The sequence below is a fragment of the Kosakonia oryziphila genome (assembly GCF_900094795.1).
GTDB lineage: Bacteria > Pseudomonadota > Gammaproteobacteria > Enterobacterales > Enterobacteriaceae > Kosakonia > Kosakonia oryziphila.
Map to the genome: position 1 here is coordinate 1 of NZ_FMBC01000025.1, position 12,538 is coordinate 12,538.

The window sequence follows — 12,538 nt, forward strand, 5'->3', positions numbered from 1 at the left end:
AACCAGCGGTACGCTGTATTGACCTGGATTTCCTTCACCAGCCGGCGTTCAGAGGGAATGCCAAAGAGATAGCCTGGCAGCATCATCTTAATCAGGCGTACCGGGTCAATGGCGGGCCTGCCGTTATCAGCGCAGTAGAGGTGTTTTACGGCATCGCGGATAAATTCAAAGTCGATGGTGGCATCAATTTTACGTACCAGATGGTCTTCGGGAACGAGTTCCTCAAGGGTGACCATTTCAAACTGGTACTGTTGTGGGGCAGGTTCTCTGAGCATGGCGGTCAGTCCGTTAATTGTACTGACCTTATTAGATCAAAGTCCTGACCTTACGGCCAGGACTTTGTCAGCAGTCTGAGAGCCGCTTTGCGGCTCTTTTTTATGGCTAACGGCCAGCCAGACGTTTTTTGCCAGCATAGAGCCAGCCCGCGCCCAGCACAATAAACCACAGCGGTGTGACGATCAGCGCTTCTCGAGTATCCGCTTCCAGCGTCAGCAGCACCAGTACGAAGGCAAAGAAGCCCATGCACACCCAGCACATCAATTTACCCAGCGGCATTTTGTAGCTCGATTTTTCGTGCAAATGCGGGCGCTGTTTACGATATACCAGGTATGAGCAGAGAATAATCGTCCAGACAAACATAAACAGAATGGCTGATACGGTAGTGATCATGGTGAACGCAGCAATCGCACTCGGGTTCACATAGAGCATCACCACGCCGCCCAGCAGGCAGATACAGGAGAAGGTCAGCCCTTTTGCCGGCACCGCGCGTTTAGAGAGTTTAGCGAACGCTTTTGGCGCCATGTTCTCTTGCGCAAGCCCAAACAGCATACGGCTGGTCGAGAAGACGCCGCTGTTCGCCGACGATGCGGCAGAAGTCAGCACCACAAAGTTGATGATGCTCGCGGCTGCCGGAATGCCAACCAGCATAAACAGTTCCACAAACGGGCTTTTGTCCGGGACGACCGAGCTCCACGGCGTCACTGACATAATAATGATCAGCGCAAAAACATAGAACATGATAATGCGCAGCGGAATGGAGTTAATCGCACGTGGCAGGGATTTCTCCGGATCTTTAGTTTCTGCCGCTGTTGTGCCAACCAGTTCGATCCCGACAAAGGCAAAGACTGCAATCTGAAAACCAGCGAAGAAACCGCTGATGCCTTTCGGGAACCAGCCGCCGTCATTCCACAGGTGCGCGAACGATGCTTCAACGCCCGTCGGCGATTTGAAGTGCATCAACACCATCACTACACCCACAATAATCAGCGCGACAATGGCAACGATTTTGATCATCGCAAACCAGAATTCCATCTCGCCGAACATTTTTACCGTCGCGAGATTGAGGCTCAGCAGCAGTAATACCACCGCCAGCGCTGCAACCCAGTCGGCAATGCCTGGAAACCAGAATTGCGCGTAGGCGGTGATCGCCACCACGTCAGCCATCCCGGTCACCACCCAGCAGAACCAGTAAGTCCAGCCAGTAAAGTACCCCGCCCACGGCCCCAGCAGATCGGCGGCGAAGTCGCTAAATGACTTATATTCGAGGTTCGACAGCAGCAACTCACCCATTGCGCGCATTACGAAAAACAGCATAAACCCGATGATCATATAAACAAAAATGATCGACGGACCTGCGAGGCTGATGGTTTTGCCAGAGCCCATAAACAGCCCGGTGCCGATAGCGCCGCCGATCGCAATAAGCTGTATATGCCGGTTTGTGAGATTTCGCCGTAGCGACTGTTCAGTCGAAGCCTGTTCGTCGGCTGCGGCTTTAACCTGATCTACCATGTTTTGATCCTGTCTGTGTTGTTGGGCTCTTCTGGCCTTTCATTGCGTGTTCCGTCCTTTATGGACGCATCGATATTAGGTAAGAATCGGCGGGATGGATACTCTGAATTAAATCGAATGTTAAATATTTGTTGAAAGTGAGTGTCATATCACTTAGTTAATGCGAAAAGCCTCACAAAAATACACCTGATCGCATAGTTTGCAAGATAATATATCGACATTGATCTTATTAACGAACGATCGACGCACTTTTCTCACCCCTCCCTCCATCAATGGGAAGGTCAAGTTTTTAAGTTACTGATTGAAAGGGATTTTTAAAATCAGTGTCCACATAGTGACCACACTTTGACAAAAGTGTCCATTTTACAATGACAAAGCCCAGCATTTGGCGCAAAGCTGAGCGCTGCCGCGCGAAATATGCGGCGCTTCCATCGGCTGAACGGCTGACAATAATGGTTGCGTTGAATGAAGTGGATGGGAGTCAGTGATCTGGTGTAGACATTAAAACGACAAAAGCCGCTCATAGCGGCTTTTGTGGCTTTTGTGGCTTTTGTTTTGAGCAGTGGATCATTTTTTGCGTATCTGCTTTACTGACCACTCAGCACAGAAAATAAGCAGGACTGCAACCACGGCCGAAAAGAAAAAATACAGAATGATTAAGTTATTATCCAGCCGTTCGCCGTAGTCACGCATTTCTCCGAGACCAAGCTGAGTTAAAAAGTCAGTGAACGGAATATAAATATTGTTAACCAGCGGGCGCAGGGAACCACTGAGAGCGACAAGGTAGCTGAGCACACAAAAAGCGACGAAGCGCGTGCCCCATTTAACGATTGCTGACATTACAATTCCTTCCTGTGTTGCCGGTTACAGTTACCTCACCATACGCCATCAGACCATTACCACCCTGAACAGGCATTTTATGCGTGTGTAACAATGCGGCTCGTACCGCGTAAAAATCAGCGCGGTGACAGAATGTGATACACCCTTCACTGAGTCCTGTACCATCTGGCCGCAAGGAATGAAGCCTGAAACTGCTTCGGTAGTAATAACCGGGTCCAACGTTAAACTGCATCCGGTCATCGATCACACCATCCTGGCGAAACAACCCGAACCAGTCATCGTAGCTGTTGCCAGTAGCCAGCTCTTTCCCCCACTGTTGCAGTGTACTCAGGGCGCCGCCTTTTGGACGATCAACGATCCAGTATTTTCCGGGGGGAATGGCGGCGTTACTGAGCATGGAGCATTCCGGGCGGTTAACGTATGCACCGATACCACTAAACACCGGGAATTGTCCTACCCCGGAGACCTGAAACCTGGCGATTCTGCCATGGTCATAAAGATTGTTAAAATCCAGTCTGCAATAAATCATCTCGCGAAAACCTCCCTGCTTCGTCCATCGTTCAATAGTTTTTAGTGCGATGAGCATATCACGCGCATTTTCCTTACAGGCAAAATCGCGGGCGGGTATGATTTTTTTCACTGAGAAGTGAACATTGCAAATATTTCACGATGCTTTCATAGGGCATTGTCAAATCTTCGGGACAATTGCTGCACAATATTTTTGATATTAATAATCCATTCCAGCACCAGATCTACTGCGGAACCGTCAAGGTTTCAAAAGTGCACAAAAAGAGGCACGTTTAGCGCGCAGGCGAGGCGGGGGAGCAAGCGCGCGCTTTGGAGGCAATGGTCGGATTGTCTCTGATCTGAAGTCTGAGAGGCGTTGCATGGCCGTGCGCGCGGGGGGGGTGAGAAAAAGCAGCCTCCGAGCGGCTTACAGCGCGTCTGGTGAGGGGTACGGAAAACGATGCCCGACAGGCGGCACATGCATTGCGGCATACCTTCGCCACTCATTTCATGATGAAGGGCGGTAACATCATCGTATTGCAAAGAATCCTGGGACATTCGGATATTTCACAAACCATGACGTATGCACACTTTGCACTCGATTATTTACAGGATGCAGTAAGCTACAACCCGCTTAGTGACGTGTCCACATTGTGTCCACACAATGGAGGCAATTTGGGTGTTTTGAAGGTTAGTTGAGTATCTAATTTATTGAATTGGCGCAGTGTGTTGCTGCACTGCGCCACTTGACAACCCACCCAAAAGAGGGAGGGATTTATGCGGGAAATTACAGAATTTCCAGCAGTTCCACCTCAAATACCAGCGTGCTGAATGGCGGGATAGATGCACCAGCGCCACGCTCACCATAAGCGAGGTTATGCGGGATAGTCAGTTCCCATTTGGAGCCGACCGGCATCAGCGTCAGGGCTTCAATCCAGCCAGCAATCACACCGTTAACCGGGAATTCAGCCGGTTCACCGCGCGCGACGGAGCTGTCGAATACGCTACCGTCAATCAATTTACCGGTGTAGTGCACACGAACACGGTCGGTACGCGCCGGGATTGCGCCTTCGCCCTGATTGATCACGCGGAACTGTAAACCGGATTCGGTGCTGTTCACGCCTTCACGGGCGCTGTTTTCTTCCAGATATTTCACGCCTTCTGCCGCCATCTCTTCAAAACGGGAGCGACGCACAGCGTCGGCACGTTCGTGGATTTCACGCAGGGCGCGATGTACGACATCAACCGGTACGGCAGGTTGTTTACCTGCCAGCGCGTCCGCGATGCCCGCGACCAGCGCTTCCGGTAACAGCCCCTCTAACCCGGATTCGCTAAGCTGCTGTCCGACCTGTAAACCGATGCCATAGCTGGCTTGCGCTTCGATCGTGTCAAAAGTTGGGGTTGTCATGGGTTTTCCTTCCATCGCTTTTTAAGGTAGCGCGCAGCATAACAGCCGGGCTGCGCCGGGTACAACTTTGTCGCAGGAAAGATGACAAATCGCAGAGAAAGGGAAAGAATAGAGCCCGTAAGATAAATCTAATTTTGCTGTAGAAAAATCCGACTTTGTGCTGACGATCAGAGAGTTAAAAACGATAGACGCCACCCCGGAAGGATAAAATGTATATACTCAACGAGACAGGATTTTAAATGACGCGGAGCAGGAGGAAAGCCATGCCCGGGCGATTTGAACTGAAACCTACCCTAGTGAAAATCTGGCAAGCCCCGGACCATTTTCGCCTTATGGACCCGCTCCCGCCGTTTCACCGTCGCGGTTTGATCCTGGGCGCGTTGCTGGTGATTATCGGCTTTCTGCTACCGTCAACGGACAATACGAAGTCGGTTCCCGCCTCACGCGAAGCGCAAATTCAGTTACCCTCATCCACTGCCGCTCAACCTGTCGCCCCAGCGCAAACGCCACCAGTGGTAGTGAATGATCCGCAACAGGTCGCACCGGGCGCTGAAGAGTCACTCGAACAGCAGCAACCAGAGCAACAGCCGGTGCAGCAGCAAGAAGCCCCGGTGGCGCAAAGCCGCCCGACGATCTCCTCTTCCGGCGGCATTGAGCAACAGTGGCGCTCTTATCGTGTAGAAGAAGGGAAAACGCTGGCGCAACTGTTCCGTGACCATAACCTGCCGCCTACCGATGTATACGCGATGGCGAAAGTGGAAGGTGAGGGGAAACCGCTAAGCAGCCTGAAAAACGGCCAGATGGTGAAGATTCGCCAGAATGCTAACGGCGTAGTGACCGGATTAACCATTGAGGCCAGCGGTCAACAGGTGTTGTTTACCCGCCAGCCGGACGGTAGCTTTATTCGCGCACGTTAACCGCTAAAGCCGGATAAATGCTTATCCGGCACGTTCATTCGCCCATCAGATCTACGAGCAGACCAACACCGCGCCACGCCATATTTGATATAGATAATACTCTCGCCGGGAAAAATGGCGGATAGCACCATACTGGCAACTGGTACGACAAAGTTGAAAGGGGTAATCATGCTGACGCGGTTAAGCTTCCGCTGCACGCTCCAGCGCGCATCAAGCACCACAACTGCCGACAGGCTATGTACTCCCACCCGCAGCCAGCACGATGAATCCATCCCCTTCCAGGCACAAGTAGAATCATGCAAGCCACTGGGGAAGTTAACCAACATCACGCAGGCAAAACCCAATATGCAACCGAGTGTTTTGTTATAGCGAAGCTTGTCGTTCTGGTAGCGCTAAAAAGCAAAACGCCGGCACAAGGCCGGCGTTTCATTCCCCGTCGTATTTCACATTGCAGATACGTTGGCTACATTCGCTTATCCTGGTCACTGAGTTGTCTCAGCTTCCGGGGATCCACTCATTTGCCGCCTTTCTGCACGCCAGCACGACTAAGGGCATCGTTACGAGTAAAAATTACTCAGCAACAACGTTTACAGTCAGTTTAGCGAATACTTCGCTGTGAACCTGGAAGTCCACTTCGTGCTCACCGGTGGTACGCAGAACGCCGTTCGGCAGACGAACTTCGCTCTTAGCCACTTTAACGCCAGCCGCAGTCACTGCGTCAGCGATATCGCGAGTACCGATGGAACCGAACAGTTTACCTTCGTCGCCTGCTTTAGACGCGATGGTAACAGTGCCCAGTGCGTTGATTTCTTCAGCGCGAGCGTTAGCAGCCGCCAGAACGTCAGCCAGTTTGGCTTCCAGTTCAGCGCGACGTGCTTCGAAATATTCAACGTTTTTCTTGGTAGCCGGAACAGCTTTGCCCTGCGGTACCAGGAAGTTACGAGCGTAGCCCGCTTTAACGTTAACCTGATCACCCAGGCTACCCAGGTTTGCTACTTTATCAAGCAGAATAACTTGCATTACCTTATCCTCTCAAAGTCGTATTAATGGACCGTGGCCGATTACTGATGACGATCAGTGTACGGCAGCAGGGACAGGTAGCGAGCGCGTTTGATAGCGCGTGCCAGCTGGCGCTGATATTTTGCACGGGTACCGGTGATACGGCTCGGGACAATCTTACCGCTTTCGGTGATGTAGTTTTTCAGCGTAGCGATATCTTTATAGTCGATCTCTTGAACGCCTTCCGCGGTGAAACGGCAGAACTTGCGACGACGGAAATAACGTGCCATATGGCTAGTCTCCAGAATCTATCAATTCAATCTGCTCGGCATGCAGAACCATTTTAGTCAGGCCATTCTTTGCCTTGTGGCAACTGATGAATCCCTGAACAGTTACTGCTCTACCGACCGTTATACTGTGAGTAATGGCCTGGTTCTCCTGCCCGCTGATTATTACAGGCATTTGGCACCATGCCTGCCGGTGAAAACCGGCTTCCTCCTGCACAGAACGATGCTCAAGCACGAACTGGCAGTGAGGTATTCCTGACGGGCTGACCTTACGAAGCGGGGTCCTGCATACGATGCCGGACAACACCAGTCGGTTGGTCATCAGAAATTACTCTTCAGAATCCCCAGCATCTGCATCATCTGCGGTTTCGTTTGCGAAATCATCGCGACGCTCACGGCGCTCGTCTTTCGCTTTAACCATCGGAGATGCTTCGGTAACAGCGTGTTTAGTACGCATTACCATGCTACGGATAACGGCGTCGTTGAAGCGGAAGCTTGTTTCCAGCTCATCGATCACTTCCTGCGGCGCTTCAACGTTCAGCAGAACGTAGTGAGCTTTGTGCAGTTTGTTGATCGGGTAAGCCAACTGACGGCGGCCCCAGTCTTCCAGACGGTGGATCGTGCCTTGCGCACCGGTGATAGCACCAGTGTAACGCTCGATCATGCCCGGAACCTGTTCGCTCTGGTCAGGATGGACCATAAAAACGATTTCGTAATGACGCATCGAATTGCTCCTTACGGATTATTCAGCCTCCTGTCTGGGTCAGCCGAGGCCCGTGGAGGCAAGGAACGTGATTAAAGGTCGGCTGAAAAATTGACGCGTCATAATACTGATCCCTCAGGGCAAACTCAAGGTGAATTGCACAAATAATTCGCACTAAGCGCAAAGAGAACTCCCCTGAGCGCATTAAAATTAAACAAAACGCATTCCGGCAATTTTTTGAACGACAGCATCAGAAATGGTCGCGATACGCTTTATAACAAACGCGTAAACTTTAATCAGGCCTCAAAACAAAGGAGGAGAGATGTTCAAAACATAATATCCGGCATTATATTGGAGAGTAGCATCATGAAATACATCGCAATTTTACTAACAACCTTATTGCTCAGCCTCAACGCGACGGCAGCAATCAAACTCGACAACCGGCAAGCCCGGAACATGGATGATGTGCGCAGCTTAGGCGTTATTTACATCAATCATAACTTCGCCAGCGAACAGGAAGCCGACCAGGCTTTGAATGCCGCAACCGACGCACAAAACGCCACCTACTTTCACCCAATCCTGATACACGAGCCAGGCAGCAACGGCGCTCTGCACGCCAGCGCGGATATTTACCGCTAACTGCATCAGGCTAAGTCTCCCTTGCGCTGCGGCCCCGGATTGGGGCCGCGCTCAGAAGTGAGAATAATTTTCCTTCGGTGCTTATCAAATACCCCACCGACAGGTTTAATAAAGGCTTGCCAGCGTTATGAAAAGTGCGCGGAGAAGCTATGCTCACACGTTTTTCTGTACTCAGCCGTATACCCAAAGGCGTTTGGGTTCTGGGCGGCGTTAGTATGCTGATGGATATCTCATCAGAAATGATCCACAGCCTGCTGCCACTATTTATGGCCACGACGCTCGGTGCCAGCGTGGTGGTAATCGGCCTGATCGAAGGACTGGCGGAAGCCACAGCGCTGATGGTGAAGGTCTTCTCCGGCGCAATCAGCGATTATATTGGCAAACGTAAAGGACTGGCTCTGTTGGGGTATGGTATGGGTGCGCTCAGTAAGCCTATGTTTGCCCTGGCATCCTCCTCCGGTCTTGTATTCGGCGCGCGGATGATTGATCGCGTTGGCAAAGGGATCCGTGGGGCTCCTCGCGATGCGCTGGTTGCCGATGTCACACCTGCGGAAATTCGCGGTGCGGCTTTCGGTTTACGCCAGTCGCTGGATACGATTGGCGCGTTCCTCGGGCCGCTGCTGGCCGTCGCTTTTATGCTGCTGTGGAACGATGATTTCCAGTCCATCTTTTGGGTAGCAGTGATCCCTGGCGCACTGGCCGTTGTGCTGCTGTTTTTCGGCCTGCAGGAACCCCAAACGCTGGTCACGCACAAACGCACGAACCCTGTCCGCCGGGAAAACTTAATGCGTCTGGGAAAAGCGTACTGGTGGGTGGTGGCGTCAGGCTTTGTCTTTACCCTCGCCCGTTTCAGTGAAGCGTTCCTGGTACTGCGCGCGCAGCAGATGAATATTCCACTGTTCGCCATTCCGCTGGTAATGGTCGCGATGAACCTGGTGTACGGTCTGACGGCCTACCCTTTTGGTAAACTGTCCGACGCCATGAACCATAGTAAAATGTTGCAGGCGGGCCTGTTGGTACTGATTGCTGCCGATCTGGTACTGGCGTTAAGTCACCACTGGAGTACGCTGCTGCTCGGCGTTGGCCTGTGGGGGATTCATATGGGAATGACTCAGGGCTTACTGGCGGCGATGATCGCCCATACCGCTCCTGCAGAACTGCGCGGTACCGCTTTTGGCATGTTTAACCTGATGAGCGGTATCGCTCTGCTATTAGCCAGTGCCGGAGCCGGCATTCTGTGGGAAACGCAGGGTGCAGCATCAACATTTTATGCCGGTGCCGTGATCTGCCTGATTACGCTAATAGGGATGCGCTGCATACCATCATCCTATCGTCAGGCATAAAAGTCTGCGGAATCAGACCAGTAACATCCAGAAGGCGTACAAATTCCGGAGCATAATAATATGCGCACCCAATAGTGCTTCGACTTGCCGAACTGTACCTTACTGACCGTAATACGCATTCGGCCCATGTTTACGCATAAAGTGCTTATTCATCAGGTAATTATCAATTGCTTTTAACGCCGGGTTGATACTATGTGCAATCCAGGCCATCCGGGCAACCTCTTCCATGACCACCGCATTATGAACGGCGTCAGCGGCATCTTTTCCCCATGCAAACGGACCGTGTTGGTAGACCACAATTCCCGGCGTATGTAGTGGATTACTTTTGCCCAACGTCTCGACGATCACTTTACCAGTGTTGAGTTCATACTCTTCCCGTACCTCTTCTTCAGAGAGCGCCCGCGTGCAGGGAATATCGCCAAAGAAATAATCTGCATGCGTGGTGCCAAGCGCCGGGATTGCCAGCCCCGCCTGCGCCCAGGCCGTGGCATGAGTGGAATGGGTATGCACAACACCGCCAAGTTGATGATAGCGTCGATACAGCGCAAGATGTGTTGCAGTATCGGAAGACGGACGCCACTGCCCTTCCACCCTGTTGCCCTGTAAATCCACCACAACCATGTCATCTGGCTTCATATTCTCATAGGCAATACCACTGGGTTTAATCACCACCAGCCCGCGATCATGGTCAATAGCGCTGACATTTCCCCAGGTAAAGGTCACTAACCCATATCGTGGCAGATCCATATTAGCGTCATACACCTGTTGTTTAAGCTTTTGCACTATGCCGCCTCCACTAAACCCGCATTTGCCATACGCGCTTTCACCCAATCGCGCGCTTTTAGCACCTCTGCCGCCGGATCTTCTGCCGCCTCGCTCCACATCTCGATCAAATAGGGACCACAGTAGCCGCTCTCTTTGAGTGTGGAGAAACAGCGCTCAAAATCTACGACGCCAGTGCCAAAGGGGACGTTTTTGAAGACGCCAGGACACGTATCTTTGACATGAACCGCCACGATATGGCCGATGCCCGCCAAGAGTTCCATCTGCACGTCGTTATCCCAGGCAGAAAGGTTGCCGATATCTGGATAAAGCTGAAACCACGGGTTATTAAGGTAGTGTGCGTATCCCAGCGCTTTGCTGATTGAGTTCATCAGTGGGTAATCCATAATTTCCATCGCCAGGGTTACCTGCGCGCGACTGGCCATTTCAACGCTCTCTTTGAGCCCATCACGAAAGCGGCGACGCGTCTCATCATTCGCCTGCTGGTAATAAACGTCATAACCGGCAAGTTGAATCACTCGGATACCGGTATCCTGCGCAAGCCGGATAGCCTTACACATGATATCCAGCCCCTGGTTGCGCACCGTGTCATCTTCGCTGCCCAGCGGAAAACGCCGGTGCGCACTCAGACACATTGAGGGAACACGAACTCCCGTTTCTGCTGTCGCAGCCACCAGCGCCAGGCGCTGCTCAGAGCTCCAGTCGAGGCGGGACAGACGCACATCGGTTTCATCAATCGACATTTCAACAAAATCGAAACCCAGCGTTTTCGCCAGCCGCAAGCGTTCCAGCCAACACTCCCCGGCAGGGAGTGCTTTTTCGTAGATACCCAGCGGGATCTGTTTTGACAACATACCTGCTCCTTATCCCCACAACTGAGTAATCGAGCGTTTGAACTGACGCGCCGCTTCAACTGGATCAGCGGCGTCGCGGATACTGCGCCCGGCAATAAAGACGTGAATGGGGATACCCCTGAACAGCGGCAAATCCTCCAGCGCCAGTCCACCAGTCACCGTCACCTTAAAGCCCATTTCAGCCAGTTTTGTCACCGCGCTGATATCCGCTTCACCCCATGCGACACCTGCCGCCTGCGCATCACGGCTACGGTGATAAACAACTTGTTGAATACCTGCATCTCGCCACTGCTGCGCCTGTTGCCACGTCCAGTAGCCGGTCAGTTCAATCTGCACGTCGCCGTTAAACTCTTTCGCCACATCCAATGCACCTTTGGCCGTGTTGATATCGGCACAACAGATCACTGTCACCCAGTCTGCATTAGCTTCAAAGCACATTCTTGAAAGTATTTTCCCGGCATCGGCAATTTTGGCGTCGGCCAGTACGATTTTGTGAGGATACAATGCCTTAAGGTCGCGAACAGCCCGAACGCCCTCGCCGACACACAAAATGGTCCCTACCTCAATAATATCCACCTCTTCGGCAATTAAGCGGGTGGTTTCATAAGCGTGTGACAGCGTCTGGTTATCCAGGGCTACCTGCAACATCGGTAAATCAGACATGTTTCGTGCTCCTTATACAGACGCCGCCGTGGCGCTATCAATTAAATCCAGTACCTGCTGCACCGTGTGGCAGGCGCGTAAACGGTCAAAATTCGTTTCGTCTTCAAACAGGTTGACGACTTGCATGATGCCGTCTTCCTGATGCGTGCGCGCATCCACTGCCGCCAGTGTGATCAGAATGTCGACCGGGTCGTTGTCTTCGTGATTAAAAGCCAGTGGTGTTTTGAGGGTCACCAGTGCAAAACCATTTTTCTTCACCCCTTCTTCCGGGCGGCCATGAGGCATAGCAAGCCCCGGAGCAATCACGAAATACGGTCCGAACCGTTCCACACCATTAAGAATGGCCTGGTAGTAACGCGGCTCAACAACCTCAGCCTCTACCAACAGATCCACGCCAAGCTTCACCGCTTCCTGCCACGAACTGGCTTCTGCCTGCAGGCAAATCGCATTGTTCTCCGCCAGCGAGTCACGTAATTTCATAGCGAGTCCTTATTTCACATCCTGGGCAAAATGGGCGTTGATGACTTCCATCAGCTTCGGACCAAAATCAGCGGCAGAAAGCATATTGCGTACTTCCACCACGTACTTATTACCGGAAACTTCAATTTCACTGGCGACATGGGTAGAGGCAATGATGATGTCCGCCCCGCTCAGCTCGCTTTTGTATTCCCCCACGGCGCAGCTGTTCACCGTATGGTCGACCTTTTGTTGCGTCAAAAACTGGTCAACTTTCATTTTCATGATCATGGAACTGCCTTGCCCACAACCACACACAGCCAGGATACGTACGGTCATAATCAAACTCCT

18 protein-coding genes and 1 pseudogene are annotated in these 12,538 nt (G+C 52.0%); 4 read left to right on the forward strand and 15 right to left on the reverse strand.

What is annotated here, in order from left to right:
• The 4 genes from GA0061070_RS13010 to GA0061070_RS13030 form a co-directional block, all read right to left on the reverse strand.
• Positions 1–275: transposase (locus tag GA0061070_RS13010; protein ID WP_139109764.1), on the reverse strand; the 275-nt coding region annotated here is incomplete at its 3' end.
• 106 nt (positions 276–381) lie between these two features.
• Positions 382–1,788 (reverse strand): D-serine/D-alanine/glycine transporter, encoded by a 1,407-nt coding sequence (gene cycA, locus GA0061070_RS13015; RefSeq protein WP_090136536.1) that lies wholly within the window; start codon positions 1,786–1,788, stop codon positions 382–384.
• A 567-nt stretch (positions 1,789–2,355) separates the two neighbouring features.
• Positions 2,356–2,628 carry a hypothetical protein gene (locus GA0061070_RS13025; protein WP_090136537.1) on the reverse strand — a complete coding sequence of 91 codons (273 nt, stop codon included), beginning with the start codon at positions 2,626–2,628 and terminating at the stop codon, positions 2,356–2,358.
• A complete protein-coding gene (locus GA0061070_RS13030; RefSeq protein ID WP_244153116.1) occupies positions 2,612–3,268 on the reverse strand; it encodes a DUF2778 domain-containing protein in 657 nt (218 codons plus the stop codon). Before GA0061070_RS13030 ends, GA0061070_RS13025 begins: the two co-directional genes overlap by 17 nt.
• Before the next feature lie 305 nt (positions 3,269–3,573).
• Here GA0061070_RS13030 and GA0061070_RS13035 point away from each other — a divergent pair, with 305 nt between their 5' ends.
• Positions 3,574–3,834: a tyrosine-type recombinase/integrase gene (locus GA0061070_RS13035; RefSeq protein WP_425256057.1), complete on the forward strand. Its 261-nt coding sequence runs from the start codon at positions 3,574–3,576 to the stop codon at positions 3,832–3,834.
• 88 nt (positions 3,835–3,922) lie between these two features.
• Here GA0061070_RS13035 and bamJ read toward each other — a convergent pair whose 3' ends face one another.
• Positions 3,923–4,543 carry a BamJ family beta-barrel-assembly machinery protein gene (gene bamJ, locus GA0061070_RS13040; RefSeq protein ID WP_090136538.1) on the reverse strand — a complete coding sequence of 207 codons (621 nt, stop codon included), beginning with the start codon at positions 4,541–4,543 and terminating at the stop codon, positions 3,923–3,925.
• A 263-nt stretch (positions 4,544–4,806) separates the two neighbouring features.
• Between bamJ and GA0061070_RS13045 the strand changes: the two genes are divergently transcribed.
• Positions 4,807–5,460: a LysM-like peptidoglycan-binding domain-containing protein gene (locus tag GA0061070_RS13045; RefSeq protein WP_090136539.1), complete on the forward strand. Its 654-nt coding sequence runs from the start codon at positions 4,807–4,809 to the stop codon at positions 5,458–5,460.
• A gap of 51 nt (positions 5,461–5,511) precedes the next feature.
• Here the strand turns inward: GA0061070_RS13045 and GA0061070_RS13050 are convergent.
• The 5 genes and pseudogenes from GA0061070_RS13050 to rpsF form a co-directional block, all read right to left on the reverse strand.
• A pseudogene (locus GA0061070_RS13050) lies at positions 5,512–5,849 on the reverse strand (EamA/RhaT family transporter); the annotation flags it as partial.
• Between the two features lie 181 nt (positions 5,850–6,030).
• Positions 6,031–6,480, reverse strand: a complete 450-nt coding sequence (rplI, locus tag GA0061070_RS13055; protein WP_074774232.1) for a 50S ribosomal protein L9 — start codon at positions 6,478–6,480, stop codon at positions 6,031–6,033.
• Positions 6,481–6,521: 41 nt separating this feature from the next.
• Positions 6,522–6,749 carry a 30S ribosomal protein S18 gene (gene rpsR / locus GA0061070_RS13060; RefSeq protein ID WP_000135199.1) on the reverse strand — a complete coding sequence of 76 codons (228 nt, stop codon included), beginning with the start codon at positions 6,747–6,749 and terminating at the stop codon, positions 6,522–6,524.
• A 4-nt stretch (positions 6,750–6,753) separates the two neighbouring features.
• Positions 6,754–7,068, reverse strand: a complete 315-nt coding sequence (gene priB / locus GA0061070_RS13065) for a primosomal replication protein N (RefSeq protein WP_090136541.1) — start codon at positions 7,066–7,068, stop codon at positions 6,754–6,756.
• Between the two features lie 6 nt (positions 7,069–7,074).
• Positions 7,075–7,470, reverse strand: a complete 396-nt coding sequence (gene rpsF, locus GA0061070_RS13070; protein ID WP_007372769.1) for a 30S ribosomal protein S6 — start codon at positions 7,468–7,470, stop codon at positions 7,075–7,077.
• 345 nt (positions 7,471–7,815) lie between these two features.
• On the opposite strand from rpsF, the gene yjfY reads away from it, so the two are divergent.
• Together yjfY and GA0061070_RS13080 are read left to right on the forward strand one after the other, a co-directional pair.
• Complete coding sequence (gene yjfY / locus GA0061070_RS13075; RefSeq protein WP_090136542.1) at positions 7,816–8,088, forward strand: DUF1471 family protein YjfY; 273 nt, start codon at positions 7,816–7,818, stop codon at positions 8,086–8,088.
• A 149-nt stretch (positions 8,089–8,237) separates the two neighbouring features.
• Positions 8,238–9,431, forward strand: a complete 1,194-nt coding sequence (locus tag GA0061070_RS13080; protein WP_090136543.1) for an MFS transporter — start codon at positions 8,238–8,240, stop codon at positions 9,429–9,431.
• Positions 9,432–9,530: 99 nt separating this feature from the next.
• Here the strand turns inward: GA0061070_RS13080 and GA0061070_RS13085 are convergent, their stop codons facing one another.
• Genes GA0061070_RS13085 through ulaB form a run of 5 tightly spaced genes read right to left on the reverse strand, consistent with a single transcriptional unit; the run spans position 9,531 to position 12,526 of the window.
• Complete coding sequence (locus tag GA0061070_RS13085) at positions 9,531–10,214, reverse strand: L-ribulose-5-phosphate 4-epimerase (protein ID WP_090136544.1); 684 nt, start codon at positions 10,212–10,214, stop codon at positions 9,531–9,533.
• On the reverse strand, positions 10,214–11,068 hold the full coding sequence (locus tag GA0061070_RS13090; protein ID WP_090136545.1) for an L-ribulose-5-phosphate 3-epimerase: 855 nt from the start codon (positions 11,066–11,068) through the stop codon (positions 10,214–10,216). Before GA0061070_RS13090 ends, GA0061070_RS13085 begins: the two co-directional genes overlap by 1 nt.
• Positions 11,069–11,077: 9 nt before the next feature.
• Entirely contained in the window at positions 11,078–11,731 is a 654-nt protein-coding gene (locus GA0061070_RS13095) for a 3-keto-L-gulonate-6-phosphate decarboxylase UlaD (RefSeq protein ID WP_090136546.1), read from the reverse strand.
• A gap of 12 nt (positions 11,732–11,743) precedes the next feature.
• The gene (ulaC, locus tag GA0061070_RS13100; protein WP_090136547.1) at positions 11,744–12,211 is read right to left on the reverse strand and encodes a PTS ascorbate transporter subunit IIA; all 468 of its coding nucleotides are present in this window, start codon (positions 12,209–12,211) and stop codon (positions 11,744–11,746) included.
• Between the two features lie 9 nt (positions 12,212–12,220).
• Positions 12,221–12,526: a PTS ascorbate transporter subunit IIB gene (gene ulaB, locus GA0061070_RS13105; RefSeq protein ID WP_090136548.1), complete on the reverse strand. Its 306-nt coding sequence runs from the start codon at positions 12,524–12,526 to the stop codon at positions 12,221–12,223.
• Between the last annotated feature and the right edge of the window lie 12 nt (positions 12,527–12,538).